We start from the raw sequence: 22,537 nt of genomic DNA, 5'->3' as shown, positions 1-22,537 counted from the left end.
TTGTACTGGTACCAAACGGGCTCTATTGTAGCGGCAGCACGAACCGGAAAAGGAGCATTCGATGAAGCATCACGATCAGGTGGCAGACGCCTTCGGCTCGACGGCCGCCGCCTACCTCACGAGCCAGGTCCACGCGAGCGGGGCGGATCTGCAAAGTCTTGCCGCGACGTTCGCTGCCACCGGCGGCCACGCGACGGTGCTGGACATGGGCTGCGGCGCGGGCCACGCGAGCTTCGCGGTGGCGCCGCACGTGCGCGAAGTGGTGGCGTACGACATCGCGCCGCAGATGCTGGCGACCGTCGAGGCCGCGGCGAAGGAGCGGGGCCTCTCCACGATCCGCACGCAGCAGGGCGCGGCCGAGACGCTGCCGTTTTCGGAAGGCGCGTTCGACTGGGCCGTGAGCCGCATGAGCGCGCACCATTGGCGCGACGTGCCGAAGGCGCTCGCCGAGGTGCATCGCGTGCTCAAGCCGGGCGGCCGCCTGAAGTTCATCGACATCGCGGGCATCGACGATCCGCTTTACGACACGCATATCCAGGCGGTCGAGATTCTGCGCGACGCCTCGCATATCCGCGACTATCGCGCCGACGAATGGATCGCCATGCTCGACGCCGCCGGCTTCGATGCGCAGGTGAGCGAGCGCTGGCGCATCGGCATCGACTTCGATTCGTGGGTGGCGCGCATGCGCACGCCGGCCGAGCGCGTCACGGCCATCCGCTCGATGTGGAAAAGCGCACCGGATGAAGTGCGGCAATATTTCGATGTGCAGAGCGATGGCTCGTTCAAGCTCGATGCGCTGATGATCGAGGCGAAGCGGCGCGGCTGAGCCGCATGAAAAAACGGCGTCGCGCCCCTGAGGGCACGACGCCGTTTGCACATGAGCGCGGCGCGAAGATTTAACCCGTATTGCGCAACCCCGCCGCAATCCCGTTGATGGTCAGATGAATGCCGCGCCGCACGCGCGGGCTCGGGTCGCCGGCGCGATAACGCTTGATCAGCTCGACCTGCAAGTGATTGAGCGGATCGAGATACGGGAAGCGGTTCTTGATCGAGCGCGCGAGCAGCGGGTTGTCGGCAAGGCGCTCGCCCGAGCCCGTGATCTCGCCCAGCACCTTCGTCGTGCGCTCCCATTCGGCCACGATGCGCTCGAACACATGCTTGCGCAGCTTCTTGTCGGCGACGAGCTGGGCATAGCGCGAGGCCACCGCGAGGTCGGTCTTGGCGAGCGTCATGTCCATGTTCGAAAGCAGGTTCGAGAAGAACGGCCAGCTCTTGTACATCTTCCTGAAGAGCGCGAGGCGCCGCGTGCGCTCGGCCTCGCTGCCCGCTTCGTCGAGGTACGCGGCCACCGCGCTGCCGAAGCCGTACCAGCCCGTGAGCAGCAGGCGGCACTGGCCCCACGAGAAACCCCAGGGAATCGCGCGCAGATCGTCGATCTTGCGGTTCTTCGGGTCCTGCAGCTTGCGCGAGGCCGGCCGGCTGCCGATGTTCAGCTCGGCGATCTCGGTGATCGGCGTCGAGGCGAAGAAGTAGTCGGTGAAGCCCGGCGTCTCGTAGACGAGCGAGCGGTACGCGGCCATCGCCGCGTCCGAGAGTCCCTGCATCGTTTCTTCGAAGTCGGCCAGCTGCTGCGGCGAGTTGCCCGCGTGGTCCTGCGGCAGCAGCGTGGCTTCGAGCGTCGCGGCGACCACGGTTTCCAGGTTGCGCCGGCCGATCTCCGGGTTGCCGAACTTGCTCGCGATCACCTCGCCCTGCTCGGTGAGGCGGATCTGTCCTTCCACGGTGCCCGGCGGCTGCGAGAGGATGGCGTTGTAGGTCGGGCCGCCGCCGCGGCCCACCGTGCCGCCGCGGCCGTGGAAGAGGCGCAGCGTGATGCCGCGCTCGCGGCACAGCGCCACGAGCGCGAGCTCGGCGCGATAGAGCTCCCAGTTCGAGGTGAGGAAGCCGCCGTCCTTGTTGCTGTCCGAGTAGCCGAGCATGATTTCCTGCTCGTTGCCCTGATGCTCGACGATACCGTCGATGCCCGGCAGCGCGAACAGGTCGCGCATGATGTTCGGCGCATGGCGCAAGTCGGGAATCGTCTCGAAGAGCGGGATCACCATGAGGCCGGCCTTTGCCGGGTCGTCCGCGTGGCCGAGGCGTCCCTTGAAGAGCCCCGTCTCTTTCTGCAGCAGCATCACTTCGAGCAGGTCGGAAACCGTTTCGGTGTGCGAGATGATGTAGTTGCGCACCGAGCGTGCGCCGAACTTCTCGCGCGTCACGCGCGCCATCTCCAACACGCCGAGCTCGCTCTTGACCAGGTCGGAGTACTCCAGATACGGCGTGCGCAGCATGCGCGGGTCCGCGAGCTGGGCGAGCAGAACGATCTGCTTGTCTTCCTCGGTGAGCGCCGCGTAGTCGGCTTCCACGCCCGCGCGCGCGAGCAGTTCGGCGATCACCGCCTCGTGGATGTCCGAGCTCTGGCGCAGGTCGATGCTCGCGAGGTGAAAGCCGAACACTTCCACGGCGCGCAGGAGCGGCGCGAGGCGCGGCGTGGCGAGCGAGGCGCCGTGATGCTCGGCGAGCGAGTCCATGAGGACGTGCAGGTCGCGCGAGAATTCGGCGGCGTCGGCATAGGGCTGCGCGCGCACCGGCGCGGCGCCGCGGTCGGCGCGGCCCGCGCGGCGCACCGTGACGACGCCTTCGCCCAGACGCACGCGCGCGCTCGCGGCAAGGCGCGTGTACACGCCGATCAGCGCGCGGCGGTACGGTTCGTCCACGCGGTGCGGCGAGGTGTCGGGCGAGGCCTCGGCCAGCGCCTTCAGTTCCTCGCTGCCGCCCGAGAGCAGGTTCGACACCGAAAGCTCGGCGCCGAGCTTGTGCACTTCTTCCAGGTAATGCTCGAAGATCACGATGGCCTGGCGCTCGATGGCGGCTTCGAGGGTTTCCGCGGTGACGTTCGGGTTGCCGTCGCGGTCGCCGCCGATCCAGCTGCCCATCTGGAGGAACGCGGGCAGGCGCGCCGCCAGGCCGTGCTCCTTGAGCACCGTTTCGATCTCGCCGTAGAGCGCGGGGATCTCGGTGAGGAAAGTCGTGTGGTAGTACGAAAGCGCGTTCTCGATTTCGTCGGCGACCGTGAGGCGCGAGTCGCGCAGCATGCGGGTCTGCCAGAGCGAGGTCACGCGCGCGCCCAGCAGCGCTTCGTTCTGCGCGCGCTCGCGCTGCGTGAGCGGCTGGTCGCGCTCGGCGAGCAGGCGCGCGATGTCGTGCTGCGCGTCGAGAATGCTCTTGCGCTGCACTTCGGTGGGGTGCGCCGTGAGCACGGGCACGATCAGCGCCTCGTTGAAGAACTGCTGCAGCACGGGCGTTGCGGCCGCGCCGGCTTGCGCGAGGCGTTCGAGCGAGTGCGAGATGGTGCCCGACTGCGGCACCGAGCCGGCCAGATCGTGAATGCGGTGACGGCGGTTGCGGTGACGGTCCTCGGCGATGTTCGCAAGGTGCGAGAAATAGCTGAACGCGCGTACCACGCTCACGGTCTGCTCGGGCGAGAGCGCGCGCAGCTGCTTTTCGAGCGCGAGCGCGGCGGCGTTGTCGTCCTCGCGGCGAAAGCGCACGGCGGTCTGACGGATCGTTTCCACGACATCGAACACGGCGTCGCCTTCCTGCTCGCGCAGCACGTCGCCGAGCAGGCGGCCGAGGAAGCGGATGTCGTCGAAGAGCGGCTGGTCCTTGTCGTCGCGCGTGCGCGCGTTGCGCGCCGGGGCCTTCGCCGCGCCGGCGGCGGTCTTTACGGCCGGGGTCTTCGGAGTCTTCGGCGCCGCTTTCGCGTTCACCGCTTTCTTCGTGGTGCTCGCCGTGCCGGCCGTTGCCGCTTTCGCAGCCTTCGCGGCTTTCGAGGTTTTGGCCGGCCTGGCGGTTTGCGTGGCCGTCGTGTCCGAGGCCGATGAAGAAGCGTTCTGCGATGCGTTGTTGCGGCGCTCTGCGCGCGCCGATCCGGAAGACTTCACGATGGGTTCCTTAAGGCTTGCCAGGGGATGAGTCGGTTGATCCAAAGACTACCTGATACATGAGCCGCGGCGCCTCGCCGGGCTCGCTACTGCGGGTGCAACCTGGAACGGGGGGTGGGTGTAACCCGGCGCCACGCCCGCAAAGCCCTAAGGGGCCTGCCGGAAAAAGGGCGCGTGCTAACATTGCCTGTTATCCGATTCTGTTTTTCGATCCCGTCATTCGATGTCCTTGCCATGAACTCCGAGACCTTATCCGCGCCCATGCCGGCCACACCGCGCACGCTGGTGATCGCTTCGCGGGAGAGCCGCCTTGCGATGTGGCAGGCCGAACATGTGCAAGCTGCGCTGCACAAATTATATCCATCCTGCGACGTGAAAATCGTTGGAATGACGACACGCGGCGATCAAATTCTCGACCGCACGCTCTCGAAGGTGGGCGGCAAGGGGCTCTTCGTGAAGGAGCTCGAGCAGGCGCTGGCCGAAGGGCGCGCCGATCTTGCCGTGCACTCGCTCAAGGACGTGCCCATGGAGCTGCCCGAAGGCTTCGTGCTCACGGCCGTCATGGAGCGCGAGGATCCGCGCGACGCGTTCGTTTCGAACCACTACGGTTCGCTCGCGGAGCTGCTGGCGGGCAGCGTGGTGGGCACGTCGAGCCTGCGGCGCGAAGCCATGATCCGCGCGCATTATCCGCATCTGGACGTGAAGCCCTTGCGCGGCAACCTCGATACGCGCCTCGCCAAGCTCGACCGTGGCGACTATGCGGCCATCATCCTCGCGGCGGCGGGCCTCAAGCGCCTCGGCCTCGGTGCGCGCATCCGCGCCCTCATCGAGCCCGAGGACAGCCTGCCGGCGGCGGGCCAGGGGGCGCTCGGCATCGAGATCCGCGCCGATCGCGCCGACATCGCCGCCTGGCTCGCGCCGCTGCACGACGAGGCGACCGCGAAGGCCGTCGAGGCCGAGCGCATGGTGTCGCGCGCGCTGGGCGGCAGCTGCTCGGTGCCGCTCGCGGCCTATGCGCAGTGGCATGACGGCGCGTTGCGGCTGCGCGGCACCATCGCCACGCCCGACGCAAGCCGCGTGCTGGCCGCCGAGGGCGCCTCGCGGGCCGCGAGCGTGGACGAAGCCCTCGCGCTGGGCCGCGACGTTGCCGATGCGCTGATCGCGCAGGGCGCGCTCGATATCGTGCGCGCGCTCGCCGACGCCCCGAACACGCCGCCGGGCGCCGGCCCGGCAGACCCGCAATGACCGGCGCCGCGAACCCCGGCGCCGGCCGCCCGCGCCAACCCGACGAATGGGGCGGCCCGAGCGATCGCGCGCCCACGCCGCCTGTGCCATTCACGGCCGTCATTACCCGTCCGGCCGGTCAGTCCGCGGCGCTGTCGGCGCAGTTGGTCGCGCGCGGCATCCGCACGCTCGAATTTCCGCTGATCTCGATCGAGCCGGTTCGCGACGACGCTCCGCTGCGCGCGGCGCTCGCGGCCCTCGACCGCTATGCGCTCGTCGTGTTCGTCTCGCCGAACGCCGTCGATTGCGCGTTCGCCGCCTATGCCTCGATCTCGTCGATCTGGCCGCATGCGCTGCCGGTGGCCGTGGTGGGGCCGGCCAGCGTGGCGGCGCTCGCGCGCCATGGCGTCGCGGCGCCCGGGCATCGCGTGATCAGCCCCGCGGGCGCGGGCGACGAAGAGCCCGCGCGCTTCGACTCCGAATCGCTCTATGCGGCGCTCGAAGCGCAGATGGGCGCCGATGCGTTCGCGGGCCGGCGCGTGCTGATCGTGCGCGGCGACGGCGGCCGCGAGTGGCTGGCCGACCGCCTGCGCGAAGCGGGCGCCGAAGTGGAGGCTGTCGCGGCCTACCGGCGCGTCGTGCCCGAGCCGTCCATCGCCGCCTGGGCGCAGGTGCACGCGCTGCTGGCGGGCGTGCCGCATGCCTGGCTCGTGACGAGCTCCGAGGGCGCGCGCAATCTCGCCGAACTCGCGCGCGAGCATCTCACGGCCGGCGAGATCGTCGAGCTGTACCACGCGCCGCTCGTCGCGCCGCATCCGCGCATCGCTGACACGGCCCGCGGAATGGGTTTTGATAGGATTACGGTGTCCGGCGCCGGTGACGACCGCATCGTCGAGACGCTGCTTGGCCTTGCTTCTTCCGTTGTACAACCGGTTCAGAACAGTCCGGCCCAGGCGCCGGCACAACCACGCATGACTGATTCGAACGATTCCAGCAACGTTACCCATCAGGGCAGCGCGTCCGCAGGCGCGTTGTCCACGCCCGCACGGCCCGTCTGGTCCGCCGCGCCGGTTTCGGCAAGCGGCGGGCGGCGCGGCGGCAGCTCCGCACTGCTGTGGCTCGTGCTCGTGCTGGTGGCGGGCGGGGCCGGCGCGGGCGGCTACGCGCTGAACCGCAAGCTCGACCGCGTCGATCAGCAGCTCGTGCAGCGCCAGCAGGCCGCCGACCAGCAGACCGCCGCGCTGCGCGCGCAGGCCAACGCGGCGATCGCGGGCGCGCAGCAGCTCGACAAACAGATCGCGCAGCTCGAAGGCAAGATCGCCGATGCGCAGACTTCGCAGCAGGCGCTCGCGCAGCAGTATGCGGACCTCGCGAAGAACCGCGACGACTGGACGCTCGCCGAAGTCGGCCAGATGCTTTCGAGCGCGAGCGAGCAGCTCCAGCTCACGGGCAACACGCAGCTCGCGCTCTTCGCGCTGCAGAGCGCCGACACGCGCCTCGCCGCCTCCGACAGCCCGCAGGCGCTCGCGGTGCGCAAGGCCATCGCGCAGGACATCGACAAGCTGAAGGCCGCGCCCTCCACCGACCTCGCGGGGCTGGCGATCAAGCTCGACACCGCGCTCGCCCAGATCGACACGCTGCCGCTCGCGGGCGAGGCGATCGTCGCGCACACGAAGCCGGAGGCCGCCGCGCCCGCCGATATCGCGCAGATCGCCGCCGCCAACGACGAACCCCGCTGGAAGGCGTGGCTCCAGACGTTCGGCGCGGGCATCGGCCAGCAGATCGCGAGTCTCGTGCAGGTGCGCCGCATCGACAATGCCGACGCCATGCTGGTGTCGCCCGACCAGGGCTACTTCGTGCGCGAGAACGTGAAGCTGCGGCTGCTCTCGGCGCGCCTTTCGCTGCTCTCGCGCAACGAGGAGACGCTCAAGTCCGACCTCGCCGCCGCCGACGCGGCGCTCGGGCGCTACTTCGACAACGCCTCGAAGCAGACCCAGGCCGTGCGCGATCTCGTGAAGGAGGTGAGTGTTGGCTCGGCCGCGGTGGCGGTGCCGAACATCGACACGAGCCTGCAGGCGGTCGAGCAGTACCGGAGCCGGGGGTAAGACATGGGTATCCGTGGACTCCTGTGGCTCGCCGTCCTGTTCGTGATCGCCGTCGCGCTCGCGACGGTGGGGCGCTTCGACGCCGGGCAGGTGCTGTTCGTCTATCCGCCGTATCGCGTGGACGTCTCCCTGAATCTCTTCATCGTCGGCGTGATCGTGGCTTTCCTGCTGCTCTACGCGATCCTGCGCTTCGCGCGCAACATCGTGACGATGCCGCGGCGCGTCGCCGCCTATCGCGCGCGCATGCGCACGGAGAAGGCGAATTCGGCGCTGCGCGACGCCGTCGGCAATCTCTATGCGGGCCGCTTCTCGCGCGCCGAGAAGGCTGCGCGCGACTCGCTTGCGGAGGAGAAGAACAAGGGCGCCGCGGGCCTCATCGCCGCGCTCGCCGCGCATCGGCTGCACGAATACGCGCGCCGCGACGAGTGGCTCGCGCAGGTCGAGGATGCCGATCTGCAGGAAGCGCGCCTCATGGCGACCGCCGACATGCGCGCCGACGGCCGCGATGCCGACGGCGCGCTCGCCGCGCTCACCGAAATGCGCTCGCAGGGCGGCCGGCGCATTCACGCGCAGCAGATCGCGCTGCGCGCGCAGCAGCAGCTGAAGAACTGGAGCGAAGTGCTCAAGCTCGTGAAGACGCTGGAAAAGCGCGAGGCGCTGCATCCGGCCGTGGCCGTGCGGCTACGGCAGCTCGCGGCGGAGAATCTGTTGCGCGATCGCCGTCACAACGCCGAGGCGCTGCTCGAACTGTGGCAGACGCTCTCGCCCGTCGAGCGTCATTCGCCGCGTCTGGCCGATTGCGCGGCCGAACTGCTGATCGCGCTCGACCGCCAGAACGATGCGCGCAAGATCGTCGAGGAAGCGCTCGCGCAGAACTGGGACGCGCGCCTCTTGCGCCGTTATCCGGACACCTCGGGCGCCGACGCGCTGCCGCTGATCCAGAAGGCGGAAGCCTGGCGCAAGGATCGTCCCGAAGACGGCGACCTGCTGTTCGCGCTCGGCCGTCTGTGCCTGAAGCAGCAGCTCTGGGGCAAGGCGCAATCGTTCCTCGAAGCGGCGCTCAAGTCGGCCGACGCGACCGACAACGAGCCGCTCAAGATCCGCTCGCATCGCGCGCTCGCGCGCCTGCACGAGCAGCTTGGCGACAGCGGCAAGGCCGCGAGCCACTACCGCGAGAGTGCGCTGTCGATGAATATTGTCTAGGCGCGTTTCCGGCGCGGCTCACGCTGCGACAGAAACAGAAATGAGAAATGAGAAATGGCCGCTTTTTAGCGGCCATTTCTGTTTGGGCGGGCGGAAAACGCGCCGCGCCAGTGAATCAGCGGTTCACGAGCTTCGCAGGCGCGGCAAGCGCGAGCAGGCCGCCCAGGATCATGAAAGCGGCGAGCATGACCATGCCCGAGTCGTTGGCGGCGGTGGCCTGCTTGAGCCACCCCACGGCATACGGGCTCAGAAAGCCCGCCAGATTGCCGATCGAGTTGATGAGCGCGATGCCGGCCGCCGCGCCCGTGCCGGCGAGCCACGCCGTGGGCAGGCTCCAGAACAGCGGCAGCGTGGTGAGGATGCCGATGGTCGCGAGCGTGAGCGCGGTCATGGCGAGCGTGGTGTCGTGCGCCCATGTCACCGAAAGCACGAGGCCGAGCGCGCCCGCGGCCGCCGGAATCGCGATGTGCCAGCGGCGCTCGCGCGTGCGGTCGGCACTCCTTGCCACCAGCACCATGCCGATCACCGCCGCCGCGAACGGAATCGCGGCAAGGAGGCCGATCGCAAGCGGATCCTTCACGCCCGTCGCCTTGATGATGGTGGGCAGCCAGAAGCTCACGCCGTAAAGGCCCATCACGAACGAGAAGTAGGTGAGGCTCATCACGAGCACGCGCGGATTCGTGAGCACGGTCGAGAGGGGCAGGTCTTCCTTGGTGGCCTCCTCGGCCGCGATATTGCGTTCGAGCAGCGCGCGCTCTTCGTCGGTGAGCCACTTTGCCTTGCCGATGCGGTCGTCGAGCACGAAAAACACCAGCACGCCCACCAGAATCGACGGCGCCCCTTCGAGCAGGAACAGCCATTGCCAGCCCTGCCAGCCGTTCAGTCCGTCGAAGGAGCGGAGGATCCCGCCCGAGACCGGGCCGCCCACCACGCCCGAGATCGCGATGGCCGTCATGAACCATGTCGTCATGCGGCCGCGCCGGTGCGCCGGATACCAGTAGGTGAGATACAGGATGATGCCGGGGAAGAAGCCCGCCTCGCACAGGCCCAGCAAAAAGCGCATCACGTAGAACATCGCCGGCGTGGAGATGAACATGGTCAGGATCGAGACGATGCCCCATGTCACCATGATCCGCGCGATCCAGACGCGCGCGCCCACCCGATGCAAGATGATATTACTTGGCACTTCGAACAAAAAGTAGCCGATGAAGAAGATGCCCGCGCCGAAGCCGTAGACCGCATCGGAGAGGTTGAGCGCCGAGCTCATCTGCAGCTTGGCGAAGCCGACGTTCACGCGGTCCAGATAGGCGACCACGTAGCAGAGCATCAGGAGCGGGATGAGGCGCCACGCGACCTTGCGGTAGGTGGCCTCCTCGAAAGCGGAGGGCGGCACGCTGGCGTCCGCCTGCGGCAGGTGATTCGCTGGAGTGGTCATGATGTGTTCTCGCGTTGTGTTCCCGCGCTGTGTTCCCGCTATACGCAGCGGCCGCCGTCCACTTCGATACAGGTGCCGGTGATGAACGCGGCTTCGTCGGAGGCGAGGTACAGGCAGGCGTTCGCGACATCCTGGGGCGTCGAGAAGCGGCCGAGCGGAATGCTGGCGACGAAGCGCTGGCGGTTCTCCGGCGTGTCCGCGACGCCCATGAATTCGGCGGTGAGGCCCGTGTTGCCGATCACCGGGTTCACGCAGTTCACGCGGATCCCGTCCGGGCCGAGCTCGGCCGCGAGCGTCTTGCTCGCGACGATCATCGCGCCCTTGCTGCCGTTGTACCAGACGAGCCCGGGACGCGGCCGCACGCCGGCCGTCGACGCGATATTGACGAACACGCCGCCGCCGTGCGCGCGAAAGTGCGGCACGAAGGCCCGGACGCTCCAGTAGAGACCTTTCACGTTGACGGCATAGACACGGTCGAATTCGGCTTCGGTCACTTCGAGCACGGGCTTGTTGCGGTGGGTCGTGCCGGCGTTGTTGACGACCACCTGCACGCTGCCGAAGTCTTCGAGCGCCGCGTCGTGCAGGGCGTGCCAGTCGGCCTCGCGCGTCACGTCGCCCGCCACGGCGATCGCCTTGCCGCCCGCGATGGCGATCTCGCTCGCCACGCGCTGCGCCGCCGCGGCATTCAGGTCGTTGACGACGACGTTCGCGCCTTCGCGCGCATAGGTCTTCGCGATGCCTTCGCCGAAGCCCGAGCCGGCGCCCGTGACGACGGCCGTCTTGCCTTTGAGTCGCATGGTGTCTCCGTGTTGTTGTCGATGGGTATCGATGGTTCAGCCGTGGCGAATGGCGATCGTCTTGAGCACCGTGAAGCCGTAAAGCGCCTCGAAGCCTTTCTCGCGGCCGTGGCCCGACTGCCCGCTGCCGCCGAACGGCAACTCCACGCCGCCGCCCGCGCCGTAGTTGTTGACGAACACCTGTCCCGCGCGCACGCGGCGCGCGATGCGCAGCTGGCGCGCGCCGTCGCGTGTCCAGATGCCGGCCACGAGCCCGTAGGGCGTGCTATTGGCGAGTGCGACGGCTTGGGCTTCGTCGTCGAACGGCATGGCGGCGAGAACCGGGCCGAAGACCTCTTCCTGGGCGAGCCGGCTTTGCGGCGGCACGTCGCGCAGCAGGGCGGGCGCTTCGTAGAAGCCTTGCGCGGGCGCTTCGGGCACGATGCGCCCGCGCGCCGCCGTGGCGATGCCCTCGTGCGCCGCTTCGTCGAGGAAAGCGCGCACGCGCTGGCGCTGCTTCTCGCTGATGAGCGGCCCGCACTCGAGATCGGCCGATGCGGGCCCCACGCGCAGCGCTTCGAATGCCGCGGAGAGCCGTTCGAGCAGCGGTTCGTAGGCCGCGCGCTCGATCAGCACACGGCTGCCCGCCGAACAGGTCTGCCCGGCGTTCTGCACGATCGCACCGACGAGAAAGGGCAGCGCCGCGTCGAAGTCGGCGTCGGCGAAAACGATCTGCGGGGATTTGCCGCCTAGTTCGAGCGTGGCCGGCACGTGGTTTTCGTTAGCCATCCGCGCGACGAGCTTGCCCGTTTGCGGCGAGCCCGTGAACGAGAGGTGATCGATGCCCGCATGCGCGGCGAGGGCCGCCCCCGCTTCATGGCCGTAGCCCGTCACGATGTTCAGCGCGCCCGGCGGCAGGCCCGCTTCGTGCGCGAGCGCGGCGACGCGCAGGACCGAGAGGCAGGCGTCTTCGGCGGGCTTCACGACGCAGGCGTTGCCCGCCGCGAGCGCGGCGCCCACGCTGCGGCCAAAGATCTGCATGGGGTAGTTCCAGGGGACGATGTGGCCCGTCACGCCGTGCGGCTCGCGCAGGGTCAGCACCGTATAGCCTGCCTGGTACGGCAGCGTTTCGCCGTGAAGCTTGTCGGCGGCGCCCGCGTAGAACTCGAAATAGCGGGCGAGCGCGGCGGCGTCGGCGCGCGCCTGCTTGAGCGGCTTGCCGGTGTCGCGCGATTCGAGGTGCGCGAGCGTTTCCTGATGTTGCGCGACGAGCGCCGAGAGGCGGGCGAGCGCGCGGCCGCGCTCGGCGGCGGAGAGCGCGCCCCATGCGCCGTCGAACGCACGACGGGCGGCGCTCACGGCGGCATCGACGTCGGCCGCATTGCCGCGCGCGATCCGCGCGAACGTCTCGCCGTCGGAGGGATCGATCACGGCGATCGTCTCGCCGCTTGCCGGCGCGCGCCATGCGCCGTCGATGAAGTGCTTCGCTTCGTCCATGCCTGCGCCTCGCTGAAAAGGAAAACGCAAAACGGGAAACGTTGCTGGGCCCGGCCGCCGTGCTATCGGAGCGCAGGCGGCGCCAGCCGGACCATTATCGCGCTATTCGCAGCGCGCTTCATAGTCTTCCTCAGTGCGCCGTCGCGGGGCGTTGCGGGGGCCGCCGCCCTCGATTGGCTATAATGACGCCATCCTCTAACGTCCGGTTTCCGCGCCGGCGCGCCCTGCCAGCAAGGCGCGCACGAACCAGTTTGCGCGCGGAGTCGCCGGTTTTCCCTCTGAACCGAGAGTGCCCATGAGCTTCGCAAACGTCCCCGCCGGCAAGGATCTGCCGCAAGACTTCAACGTGATCATCGAGATTCCCGCGCAAAGCGACCCGGTGAAGTACGAAGCCGACAAGGATCTGGGCCTGCTCGTCGTCGACCGTTTTGTCGGCACGGGCATGCGCTACCCGGTGAACTACGGCTTCATCCCGCAAACGCTCTCCGGCGACGGCGACCCCGTCGACGTGCTCGTGATCACGCCGTTCCCGCTGCTCGCGGGCTCGGTGGTGCGCTCGCGCGCGCTCGGCATGCTGCAGATGACCGACGAGTCGGGCGTCGACGCCAAGCTGATCGCCGTGCCGCACGACAAGGTCTGCCCGATGACGGCCAACATCAAGTCGATCGAAGACGTGCCGCAATACCTGATGGACCAGATCAAGCACTTCTTCGAGCAGTACAAGGCGCTCGAAAAGGGCAAGTGGGTCAAGGTGGAAGGCTGGGCCGGCATCGAAGCCGCGCACAAGGAAATCACCGAAGGCGTTGCGAACTTCAAGAAGTAAGCTGCGCATCGTGCCGTTCTTCGCGGGCGCCGGCGTGCGGGAACGGGGCTGCAGTCGACGCCGCACGGGCTATATGGGCCGTGCGGCTTTTTTCATGGCGTGCTGGCCGGGGTGAATGCTTCGTCTGCTTCGGCTTTCGTATCGGCAAGCTCCACCACCGGCAACACCGATTCGAGCGTGCGCTCACCCGCCGCAAGCGCGCGCTTCTCGCGCGGCGTGAGCCGCTTCACCCAGTATTCGGCGCTCGATGCCTCGGCGCGGCCGGCCAGCTCGAACGAAGCCAGCACGCGCACCGGCTTGCGCGAGCGCGTGTAGCGCGCGCCCGTGCCGCTCGCGTGCTGCGCGAACCGCGCGGCAACATCGGTGGCGATACCGGTGTAGACGCTGCCATCGGCGCATTCGAGCAGATAGAGGAACCACGGCGCGGCGCGTGTCTTCGCGGGAGAGCGTGTCATGAGCGAAACGGATTGTGCTCGTTCAACTCGTGCACATAAGCATGAATGTGGTTCGTCTCGCTCGCCAGAAAGCGCGCGACTGCATCGGCAAAGGCAGGATGCGCGAGCCAGTGCGCCGAGCGCGTGACGGTGGGCATGAATCCGCGCGCCATCTTGTGCTCGCCCTGCGCGCCGCCCTCGAACACAGCCAGCCCTTCCTCGATGCAGAACTCCAGCGGTTGATAATAGGCCGTCTCGAAGTGCAGGCAGGGCACATGTTCGAGCGCGCCCCAGTAGCGGCCGTACAGGGTGCCGCCGTCGCCGTTCGTGTCCCGCTGATAGACCACCAGCGAACTCGCGATCGGCTTGCCCTCGTACTCGGCGATCACGAGCAGGAGGTTCTCCGGCATCGACTCGCCGATCATGCGGAAGAAGTCGAGGTTCAGATAGGGCGTCGAGAAATGCTCGCGGTAGGTCTGCCGGTAGCAGCGGCTGAAGAAGCGCCAGTCCTCGTCGCGAATGTCCTCGCCGCGCACGCGCCTCAGCGTCACGCCGGCGTCGCGCACCTTGCGCCGCTCCGCGCGGATGTTCTTGCGCTTCTTCTGCTCGAGCGTGGCGAGGAATTCGTCGAAGTCGCGATAGCCCGGGTTGAGCCAGTGAAACTGCACGCCTTCGCGCTCCATCATGCCTAGATCGGTCAGCGCGCTCGCGTCCTCGGTCGTGGGGAAGAGCACGTGCAGCGAGGAGACGTCCGCCTGCTCGGCAAAGGCCAGCAGCGTGGCGGCGAGGTGGCGCCGCGCGGTTTCGTCGGCGGCGATCAGGCGCGTGCCCTGCACCGGCGTGAACGGCACCGCGCAGAGCAGCTTCGGGTAGTACTCGACCCCGTTGCGCTTGTACGCGTCGGCCCAGGCCCAGTCGAACACGTATTCGCCGTACGAGTGGCCCTTCAGATAGACGGGCGCGGCCGCGGCGAGGCGGCCCGTGCGCTCGTCGGTCAGCGTCACGAACTGCGGCGCCCAGCCGGCCTCGGGCGTCGCGCAGCGCGCGGCGTGCAGGGCCGAGAGGAATTCGTGGCGCAAAAAGGGCGTAGGCTGCGCCTGGCGCGCGAGCAGCGCGTTCCATTCGCCCGCATCCACCTCGGCCGGTGAGCCGAGGATGCCCGTGCGATAATCGAAATGTTCCTTGTTCAACGTGCGTGCCTGTCCGATAAGGCTTGCGCAGCGCCGGGACTTCATGCGGCGCCGCTGCGGCAAACGGTCATGGTAAAGCAAACGCCCCGAACGGGTGAGGGCCGTCGCGCCGCGTTTGCGTGGGTGTTCGAGCCGGCGCTCAGGTCCGCAATCGACACAGGCCGCCCGCGCGTGCCTCCAGGGTTATCGAAATGAAAGAGCGCTTCTTCAATCTCTACACGCACGGTTTCGCGCGCGTGGCCGTGGGCGTGCCGCGCTGCCGCGTGGCCGATCCGGCGTTCAACGCGGGCGAAACGCTCGCGCTCGCGCGCGAGGCCGCCGAAAAGGGTGCCGCGCTCGTGGCGTTTCCCGAGCTGGGCATTTCCGCCTACACCTGCGACGACCTCTTTCACCAGAAGGCGCTGCTCGACGCGTGCGAGCGCGCGCTCGAAACGCTCGTCGAGGCCTCGGCCGCGCTGCCGCTCGCGATGATCGTCGGCATGCCGGTGCGCGCGGGCCAGACGCTCTTCAACTGCGCCGTGGTGGTGGCCGGCGGGCGCGTTGCGGGCGTCGTGCCGAAGAGTTATCTGCCGAACTACGGCGAATTCTACGAGCCGCGCCAGTTCAGCGCCGCCGATTGCGCGCGCACCGATACGGTGCGGCTCGCCGGCGAGGACGTGCCGTTCGGCGCGTCGCTGCTGTTCGACGTGCCGGCCGTGCCGGGCCTGCGCTTTCATGTCGAGATCTGCGAGGACGTGTGGGTGCCGATTCCGCCGTCGTCGTTCGCGGCGCTCGCGGGCGCTTCGGTGCTCGTGAATCTTTCGGCGTCGAACGTGGTGGTGGGCAAGGCGGGCTACCGGCATCAGCTTGTTTCGCAGCAGTCGGCCCGCTGCCTCGCCGCGTATCTGTACACGTCGGCGGGCAAGGGCGAGTCGACGACCGACATGGCCTGGGACGGCCAGGCGCTCGTCTACGAGAACGGCGAGCTGCTCGCCCAGTCGGAACGTTTTCTCGACGATTCTCACCTCATCGTTGCCGATGTCGATCTCGAACGGCTCGCGCAGGAGCGTATCCGCCAGACCACGTTCGGCGACTCGATTCGCCGCCATCACGACGAGATCGGAAAGTTTCGCGTGATCCGCTGCGAGGTGCCGCAACAAGGCGCCTGGCAGGCGCCGGCGCTGCCGCTCGTGCGCCGTGTGGAACGTTTCCCGTATGTGCCGGCCGACCCGAAGCGCCGCGACGAACGCTGCAACGAGGTCTACAACATCCAGGTGCAGGCGCTCGTGCAGCGGCTTTCGCAGAGCGGCATCAAGAAGGTGGTGATCGGCGTGTCGGGCGGGCTGGACTCCACGCATGCGCTGCTCGTCTGCGCCAAGGCCATGGACCGGCTAGGCCTGCCGCGCGCGAATATCCTCGCGTACACGATGCCGGGCTTCGCGACGAGCGAGCGCACGCTGCGCCAGGCACGCCAGCTGATGGAGCTGGTGGGCAGCACCGCCGCGGAGATCGACATCCGCAAGAGCTGCATGCAGATGCTCGAAGACCTCGGCCATCCGTACTCCGCAGGCAAGGAAAGCTACGACATCACCTTCGAGAATGTGCAGGCCGGCGAGCGCACGAATCATCTGTTCCGGCTCGCGAACTTCAATCACGCCATCGTGATCGGCACGGGCGATCTGTCCGAACTGGCGCTCGGCTGGTGCACGTATGGCGTGGGCGATCACATGTCGCACTACAACGTGAATGCGAGCGTGCCCAAGACGCTGATCACGCACCTCGTGCGCTGGGTTGCGGAGACGGGGCAGATAGGCGAAAGCGGCTCGGACGTGCTCGAAGCGATCCTCGACACCGACATCAGCCCCGAGCTGATTCCCGGCAAGGCGAACGGCGCGCCCGAGCAGAAGACCGAGAGCGTGATCGGGCCGTACGAGCTGCAGGACTTCAACCTTTACTACACGCTGCGCTTCGGTTTTACGCCGGCGAAGGTCGCGTTCCTCGCGCAGCACGCGTGGGGCGACCGGGAGCAGGGCGCGTGGCCCGAGAACGCGAAGGTCGCGCGCAATCAGTACGATCTCGCGGCCATCAAGCGCAATCTGCGTATTTTTCTCGACCGCTTCTTCCGCCAGAGCCAGTTCAAGCGCACCTGCATCCCGAACGCGCCGAAGGTGGGCTCGGGCGGTTCGCTCTCGCCGCGCGGCGACTGGCGCGCGCCGAGCGATTCCGAGTCCGTGGTCTGGCTGGCGGATCTCGAACGCGTGCCCGACACGGCGCCGGCGCCGTGAGTGCCGCGCGCGCAGCGTAGAATTCCCAGCAACACCGACGATTTTTCTACCGATACGACAACCCGATCCGAGACGAGGTCCGCCATGAAACGCATTACTGCCGTCATCAAACCGTTCAAGCTCGACGAAGTGCGCGAGGCGCTGGCCGAAGTCGGCCTGACGGGCCTGACCGTCACCGAGGTCAAGGGCTTCGGCCGCCAGAAGGGCCACACCGAGCTGTATCGCGGTGCCGAATACGTGGTCGATTTCCTGCCGAAGGTGAAGATCGAAGTGGTGGTCGCGAACGACCAGGCCGACCAGGTGATCGACGCGATCATCGGCGCGGCGCGCACGGGCAAGATCGGCGACGGCAAGATTTTCGTCACCGACGTCGAGCGCGTGATCCGCATTCGCACGGGCGAGGAGAACGAAGCGGCAGTTTGAGCTTCGACTCGCACGGGCCGCCGGCGCGGCCCGTGCGTCGTTATGTGCCGCACGCCGGCGTAAATACGCCGGCACAAAAAAAATGGTGCGGATCCTTTCGGATACCGCACCAATACGCGCCTCTCGCAGCAGCGTGAAAACGTTGATGTTGCTGTTCTTTGCGCACCCGTTCGATCGGAACGCGTGCCGTCATCCATTCCTTCCGTTATCTATCCCCAAGGGCTCTACCTAAGCACTGCGAAAAGTGTCCGCGCGCATATCTGCATGTAAATTGCAGCGGACGAAAGTCGCAGTCGCGGAAGGGGGCTCGATTGGGGATCAGGCGTTTGCCGGGCGGTTGCCCTGCGCCTGAACGACACGTCTTGCTGGTCTCCTGACTGATGTTCCCGGTTCTTCTTTGAAGTGAAACTACTTTTTAGCCGTGTTGTTTTGCTACTTTGGTTACTAATTTAGCAAAAAAGCGCAGGCGTGGCGACCGAAATTATCGGCGTGATCGCGCGCGATGCTCGAAACGCTGGAGGAACGAAGCGTAGTGCCTTGTCAGACAAGGGATTCTCGGCGCTTGCGAAGCGGCGCTCAGGATTGCCACAATTGACGCATCGGGCCACCGGTAGTAATGCGAAACGGCTCGTGAGACGTCGAAAATGTGGGATGCCAAGCCTGGCGGAAGGAAAAAAGAAAAGGCGCTGAAAGCGCCTTGAAGTACTACTTTGACTACATCGGGCCGGCCTACTTGAGGCTGCCCGAAATGAACTGCCGCAGGCGTTCGCTCTTCGGATTGCCGAACACTTCGGACGGATGGCCCTCTTCCTCGACACGCCCCTGGTGCAGGAACATCACGTGATTCGAGACGTTGCGCGCGAAACCCATCTCGTGCGTGACGACGATCATCGTGCGGCCTTCCTCGGCGAGCTTCTGCATCACCTTCAGCACTTCGCCCACGAGTTCGGGATCGAGCGCCGAGGTAGGTTCGTCGAACAGCATGACGTCCGGTTGCATGGCGAGCGCGCGCGCAATCGCCACGCGCTGCTGCTGGCCGCCCGAAAGATGCGACGGATACTGCTTTTCCACGCGCGGCGCGAGACCCACCTTTTCGAGGTATTCCCGCGCGCGCTCCTCGGCCTGGCGGCGCGGAACGCCCAGCACGTGCACGGGCGCTTCCACGACGTTCTCCAGCACCGTCATGTGGGCCCACAGATTGAAGTGCTGGAACACCATCGCGAGCTTCGTGCGCACGCGCTGCAACTGCTTCGGGTCGGCCGCCTGCAGCGCGCCCGTCCGCCCGTTCTGGCGTGTGAGGACTTCTTCGCCGTCCACGATGATGCGGCCCGCGTTGGGCTGCTCGAGAAAATTAATGCAGCGCAGCATCGTGCTCTTGCCGGAGCCGGACGAGCCGATCACGCTGATCACGTCGCCGGCGTTGGCCTGCAGCGAAACGCCTTTGAGCACTTCATGGTCGCCGTACTGCTTGTGCAGGCCATCGACGAACAGCTTTTGCTTCTGGGAATTCATCAAAATCCTCGGTGCGGGCTCACTTGCCAAGCGGTCGCAGGTACGCGAGCCAGCGGCGCTCGGCCTGGCGGAACAGCCACACGAGCGTGAACGAAATGGTCAGGTACAAGAGCGCGGCGATGCCGAACGCGGTAAACGTTTGATAGGTCGCCGAATTGACGTCGCGCGCGATCTTCAGGATGTCCGGCACCGTGGCCGTGAACGCCACGGTGGTCGCGTGCAGCATCAGGATGACTTCGTTGCTGTAATAAGGCAGCGCGCGGCGCAGGGCCGAAGGCAGGATCACGCGCCGGTACAGCGTGAACTGCGACATGCCGTAGGCGCGCGCCGCTTCGATTTCGCCGTAGGGCGTGGCCTTGATCGCGCCGGCGAAGATCTCGGTGGTGTACGCGCAGGTGTTGAGCGTGAACGCGAGCAGCGTGCAGTTCATGCCGCTGCGGAAAAACGCGGCGGTGAGCTCGTGGTTGCGGACGATCTCGAGGCTGTAGAGGCCCGTGTAGCAGAGCAGCAGCTGCACGTAGAGCGGCGTGCCGCGGAAGATGTACGTGTAGAGCCACACGAGCCCCGAGAGCCACTTCTTCTTCGAAACGCGCGCGACGGCCAGCGGCACCGAGAGGCAGAAGCCGAGGCCGATCGACACCACGAGCAGCCACAGCGTGATGGCGACGCCCGTGAAGTGATAGCCGTCGGTGTAGAGGTAGTTGCGCCAGTACTGCTGGATCAGCTGGATCAGGTCTTGCATGTTCTTGGCCTTGTTGTTCCGGATCCGCTCAGAGGTCCGCCTTGCGCACGCCCGTGGAATAGCGGCGGTCCAGGTACATCAGCACGAAGTTCGAGACGGTCGTGATGACGAGATAGATCGCGCCCGCAAGCAGCGCGAAGAAGAAAAAGCGCAGCGTGCCCTTGCCGGCGTCCTGGCTCGCCTTGACGACGTCGGCAAGACCGATGATCGAAACGAGCGCCGTCGACTTCACCAGCACCTGCCAGTTATTGCCGATGCCCGGCAGCGCGAAACGCATCATCTGCGGGAACATGATGCGGCGAAACACCTGCCAGTTCGTCATGCCGTAGGCGTGGCCCGCTTCAAGCTGGCCGCGCGGCACGGCGAGGAAGGCGCCGCGGAAGGTCTCCGTGAAGTACGCGCCGTAGATGAAGCCCAGCACGATCACGCCCGCAATGAACGGGTCGATGTCGATCTGATCCCAGCCGAGCAGGTCGGTGAGGTCGTTCAGCCAGATCTGCAGGCTGTAGAAAAGCAGCAGCATCAGCACGAGGTCGGGCACGCCGCGGATCAGTGTGGTGTAGACGGTGCCCGCGCCGCTGGCAATGCGGTTCTTCGAGAGTTTCGCCGCCGCGCCAATGAGCCCGAGCAGGAACGACAGCACGAGCGACAGCACCGAGAGTTTGACGGTCTGCCAGGTGCCGGCGAGGATCAGCGGGCCGTAGCCTTGAAGCAACATAGAGGGGTCCTTGACGAGGCTCGTCACGAAGGCTGTCACTGTATACGAAGCCCGGAAGCGGTCCATCGGGTCCGGTCCCGGGCACTGCCGTTCTACGGCGTTCGGTGCTTACTTGCCTTTGTAGATATCGAAATCGAAGTACTGCTTCGCAATCCGGTCGTATGTGCCGTCCTGGTGGATCGACGCCAGCGCGGCATTGAATTTCGCCTTCAGGTCGGTGTCTTCCTTGCGCAGGCCGATCGCGGTGCCGTCGCCGATCGTTTTCGGGTCTTCCACCGCCGGGCCCGCCCAGGCGTAGCCCTTGCCGCGCGGGGTCTTCAGGAACCCGAAGTCCGCCTCTACCTCGTCTTGCAGCGTCGCGTCGAGTCGGCCCGACATCAGGTCCTGGTAGACCTCGTCCTGGTTCTGGTACGAGACCACGTTCACGCCTTTGCCGGCCCAGTGGGCTTTCGCATAGGCTTCCTGGGTCGAGCCCTGCTCGACACCGACGGTCTTGCCCTTGAGCGATTCCGGCGTGGGCAGGAGCGGCGCGCCGGCCTTCGCGAGCATGCGCGCGGGGGCGTCGAACATCTTGTCGGAAAAGTCGATCTGCTGGCGGCGCTGGTCGGTGACGCTCAGCGACGACACGATCGCGTCGAACTTGCGGGCTTTCAGCGCGGGGATGATGCCGTCGAGATCGTTCTCGACCCAGACGCACTTGACGTTCATGCGCGCGCACAGCGCGCGGGTCAGATCCACGTCGAAGCCGACGATCCGGCCGTTGGGCGCCTTCGACTCGAATGGCGGGTAACTGGCGTCCACGCCGATGCGCACGGTCTTCCAATCCCTGGCGGCGGCGCTGCCCGCCACGAGGGCGAGTGCGACGCACACTGCGAACTTCTTCATCTCTCTCCTGATACGGACGGCGCGGGCATGCCTTGTGGCGGACCTCTCGGGGTTGTACCTCGGGGCGGACCTGCAAGGCGCTGCCGGCGCGCGGCCGGCCGGCTCGTGGCCGGTTGCCGCCATTTCAGGCGGCCAAAAATGCGGGGGCGGGCGGGTGGCGCCGGACGCTCGGGACTAGCCGATCGGGCTGCTCGCGCGGCACGGGCCGCTGTGCGGACAACGCACTGGCCGAAAAGCGCGGTATTTTACCCGAAGCCGCAGGGGGCGCCAGCCAAACCCAGCCAGACCGAACCAGGCGGGCCGGGCCGCGGCTGGTTCCGCCCCGTCGTGGCGGGATGCCAGCGCGGCGCCCCATTGACGTTGCTGGCGAAACGATCCGGTGCGCGGGCGCGGATTGTCGTGCGTGCAGGCGACCCTTACATTCGGGTATCGAAACGCCACACGGAGATTCTCATGCTGACCATCCGCCATGCCGACGAACGCGGCCACGCCAACCACGGCTGGCTCGACTCGTTCCACAGCTTTTCGTTTGCCGACTACCACGACGAGGAGCACGTCCACTACGGCGCGCTCAGGGTGCTCAATGACGACCGCATCGCGGGCGGCCAGGGATTCGGCGCGCACGGCCACCGCGACATGGAGATCGTCACCTACGTGCTCGAAGGCGCGCTCGCGCACCGCGACAGCATGGGCAACGGCTCGACGATCCGCCCGGGCGACGTGCAGCGCATGAGCGCGGGCACCGGCGTGATGCACAGCGAGTTCAACGGCTCGCGCGAGGACGAGGTCCATTTGCTGCAGATCTGGCTGCTGCCCCGCGAGCGCGGCGGCGCGCCGGGCTACGAGGAAAAGCGCTTTTCCGATGACGACAAGCGCGGCCGCCTGCGTGTGATGGCGTCGCCCGACGGGCGCGACGGCTCGGTGACGGTGCAGGCCGACGCTTCGATCTACGCGGGGCTGATCGATGGCGCCGAGCGCGCGCAGTACCCCGTGCCTGCCGGAAGGCGCGTGTACGTGCACGTCGCGCGCGGCGCGCTGGACGTGAACGGCGAACGCCTCGGCGCGGGTGACGCGGCCATGATCGAGGTCGAGGAGGCCGTGACGCTCGCGAACGGCGAGAAGGCCGAGGTGCTGCTGTTCGACGTGGCCTGATAGCGGGGCCGCCGCTCGTATCGGCCGCACGGGCATAGCAGGCAAAAAAGCGCCGCGGGTTGCCCCGCGGCGCTTCGTTTTTTTGATGCCCTGGCCGGTGGTTGCCCGGGCCCGGTTCAGGGTCGGTTTCCGACCCCAAATCGGCCCCGGCGGCATAACCGCCGCTCA

Annotated in this window: 18 protein-coding genes; 8 read left to right on the top strand and 10 right to left on the bottom strand. The window is 67.2% G+C overall.

The window, feature by feature from the left end:
* The first annotated feature begins 61 nt into the window (after positions 1 to 61).
* A complete protein-coding gene (locus BAC01S_RS15585) occupies positions 62 to 826 on the top strand; it encodes a class I SAM-dependent methyltransferase (protein WP_027795609.1) in 765 nt (254 codons plus the stop codon).
* Positions 827 to 896: 70 nt separating this feature from the next.
* Here BAC01S_RS15585 and ppc read toward each other — a convergent pair whose 3' ends face one another.
* Positions 897 to 3,986, bottom strand: a complete 3,090-nt coding sequence (ppc, locus tag BAC01S_RS15580) for a phosphoenolpyruvate carboxylase (protein WP_027795608.1) — start codon at positions 3,984 to 3,986, stop codon at positions 897 to 899.
* A 234-nt stretch (positions 3,987 to 4,220) separates the two neighbouring features.
* On the opposite strand from ppc, the gene hemC reads away from it, so the two are divergent.
* From hemC to BAC01S_RS15565, 3 genes are read left to right on the top strand one after another with little or no spacing between them, the layout of a single operon-like run.
* Positions 4,221 to 5,231 (top strand): hydroxymethylbilane synthase, encoded by a 1,011-nt coding sequence (gene hemC / locus BAC01S_RS15575; protein WP_027795607.1) that lies wholly within the window; start codon positions 4,221 to 4,223, stop codon positions 5,229 to 5,231.
* On the top strand, positions 5,228 to 7,315 hold the full coding sequence (gene hemDX, locus BAC01S_RS15570; RefSeq protein ID WP_084168600.1) for a fused uroporphyrinogen-III synthase HemD/membrane protein HemX: 2,088 nt from the start codon (positions 5,228 to 5,230) through the stop codon (positions 7,313 to 7,315). Before hemC ends, hemDX begins: the two co-directional genes overlap by 4 nt.
* Before the next feature lie 3 nt (positions 7,316 to 7,318).
* Positions 7,319 to 8,518 carry a heme biosynthesis protein HemY gene (locus BAC01S_RS15565; RefSeq protein ID WP_027795605.1) on the top strand — a complete coding sequence of 400 codons (1,200 nt, stop codon included), beginning with the start codon at positions 7,319 to 7,321 and terminating at the stop codon, positions 8,516 to 8,518.
* Between the two features lie 115 nt (positions 8,519 to 8,633).
* Here BAC01S_RS15565 and BAC01S_RS15560 read toward each other — a convergent pair whose 3' ends face one another.
* Genes BAC01S_RS15560 through BAC01S_RS31410 form a run of 3 tightly spaced genes read right to left on the bottom strand, consistent with a single transcriptional unit; the run spans position 8,634 to position 12,226 of the window.
* On the bottom strand, positions 8,634 to 9,953 hold the full coding sequence (locus tag BAC01S_RS15560) for an MFS transporter (RefSeq protein ID WP_027795604.1): 1,320 nt from the start codon (positions 9,951 to 9,953) through the stop codon (positions 8,634 to 8,636).
* Between the two features lie 38 nt (positions 9,954 to 9,991).
* Complete coding sequence (locus BAC01S_RS15555; RefSeq protein WP_027795603.1) at positions 9,992 to 10,750, bottom strand: SDR family oxidoreductase; 759 nt, start codon at positions 10,748 to 10,750, stop codon at positions 9,992 to 9,994.
* A gap of 36 nt (positions 10,751 to 10,786) precedes the next feature.
* Complete coding sequence (locus tag BAC01S_RS31410; RefSeq protein WP_043202398.1) at positions 10,787 to 12,226, bottom strand: aldehyde dehydrogenase family protein; 1,440 nt, start codon at positions 12,224 to 12,226, stop codon at positions 10,787 to 10,789.
* Between the two features lie 295 nt (positions 12,227 to 12,521).
* Between BAC01S_RS31410 and ppa the strand changes: the two genes are divergently transcribed.
* Positions 12,522 to 13,049 carry an inorganic diphosphatase gene (ppa, locus tag BAC01S_RS15545; protein ID WP_027795602.1) on the top strand — a complete coding sequence of 176 codons (528 nt, stop codon included), beginning with the start codon at positions 12,522 to 12,524 and terminating at the stop codon, positions 13,047 to 13,049.
* 92 nt (positions 13,050 to 13,141) lie between these two features.
* On the opposite strand, the gene BAC01S_RS15540 is transcribed toward ppa, so the two are convergent.
* The gene (locus BAC01S_RS15540) at positions 13,142 to 13,504 is read right to left on the bottom strand and encodes a GIY-YIG nuclease family protein (protein WP_027795601.1); all 363 of its coding nucleotides are present in this window, start codon (positions 13,502 to 13,504) and stop codon (positions 13,142 to 13,144) included.
* Positions 13,501 to 14,673, bottom strand: coding sequence for a GNAT family N-acetyltransferase (locus BAC01S_RS15535; protein ID WP_027795600.1), 1,173 nt, complete (start codon positions 14,671 to 14,673; stop codon positions 13,501 to 13,503). The genes BAC01S_RS15540 and BAC01S_RS15535 overlap by 4 nt, the downstream gene beginning before the upstream one ends.
* 191 nt (positions 14,674 to 14,864) lie before the next feature.
* Here BAC01S_RS15535 and BAC01S_RS15530 point away from each other — a divergent pair, with 191 nt between their 5' ends.
* Together BAC01S_RS15530 and BAC01S_RS15525 are read left to right on the top strand one after the other, a co-directional pair.
* Entirely contained in the window at positions 14,865 to 16,937 is a 2,073-nt protein-coding gene (locus BAC01S_RS15530; protein ID WP_027795599.1) for an NAD(+) synthase, read from the top strand.
* Between the two features lie 84 nt (positions 16,938 to 17,021).
* Complete coding sequence (locus BAC01S_RS15525) at positions 17,022 to 17,360, top strand: P-II family nitrogen regulator (protein WP_027795598.1); 339 nt, start codon at positions 17,022 to 17,024, stop codon at positions 17,358 to 17,360.
* Between the two features lie 729 nt (positions 17,361 to 18,089).
* Here the strand turns inward: BAC01S_RS15525 and BAC01S_RS15520 are convergent.
* From BAC01S_RS15520 to BAC01S_RS15505, 4 genes are all read right to left on the bottom strand, one after another.
* Positions 18,090 to 18,872, bottom strand: coding sequence for an ABC transporter ATP-binding protein (locus BAC01S_RS15520; protein ID WP_027795597.1), 783 nt, complete (start codon positions 18,870 to 18,872; stop codon positions 18,090 to 18,092).
* Between the two features lie 19 nt (positions 18,873 to 18,891).
* Positions 18,892 to 19,605, bottom strand: a complete 714-nt coding sequence (locus tag BAC01S_RS15515; RefSeq protein ID WP_027795596.1) for an ABC transporter permease — start codon at positions 19,603 to 19,605, stop codon at positions 18,892 to 18,894.
* Between the two features lie 37 nt (positions 19,606 to 19,642).
* The gene (locus tag BAC01S_RS15510; protein WP_027795595.1) at positions 19,643 to 20,332 is read right to left on the bottom strand and encodes an ABC transporter permease; all 690 of its coding nucleotides are present in this window, start codon (positions 20,330 to 20,332) and stop codon (positions 19,643 to 19,645) included.
* A 108-nt stretch (positions 20,333 to 20,440) separates the two neighbouring features.
* Positions 20,441 to 21,217 carry an ABC transporter substrate-binding protein gene (locus BAC01S_RS15505; protein ID WP_027795594.1) on the bottom strand — a complete coding sequence of 259 codons (777 nt, stop codon included), beginning with the start codon at positions 21,215 to 21,217 and terminating at the stop codon, positions 20,441 to 20,443.
* Between the two features lie 453 nt (positions 21,218 to 21,670).
* Between BAC01S_RS15505 and BAC01S_RS15500 the strand changes: the two genes are divergently transcribed.
* Entirely contained in the window at positions 21,671 to 22,369 is a 699-nt protein-coding gene (locus BAC01S_RS15500; RefSeq protein ID WP_027795593.1) for a pirin family protein, read from the top strand.
* The last annotated feature ends 168 nt before the right edge of the window (positions 22,370 to 22,537 follow it).

The organism is Paraburkholderia acidipaludis NBRC 101816 (assembly GCF_000684975.1).
GTDB classification, from domain to species: Bacteria; Pseudomonadota; Gammaproteobacteria; order Burkholderiales; family Burkholderiaceae; genus Paraburkholderia; species Paraburkholderia acidipaludis.
This window is presented reverse-complemented; position numbering and strand designations above follow the sequence as displayed.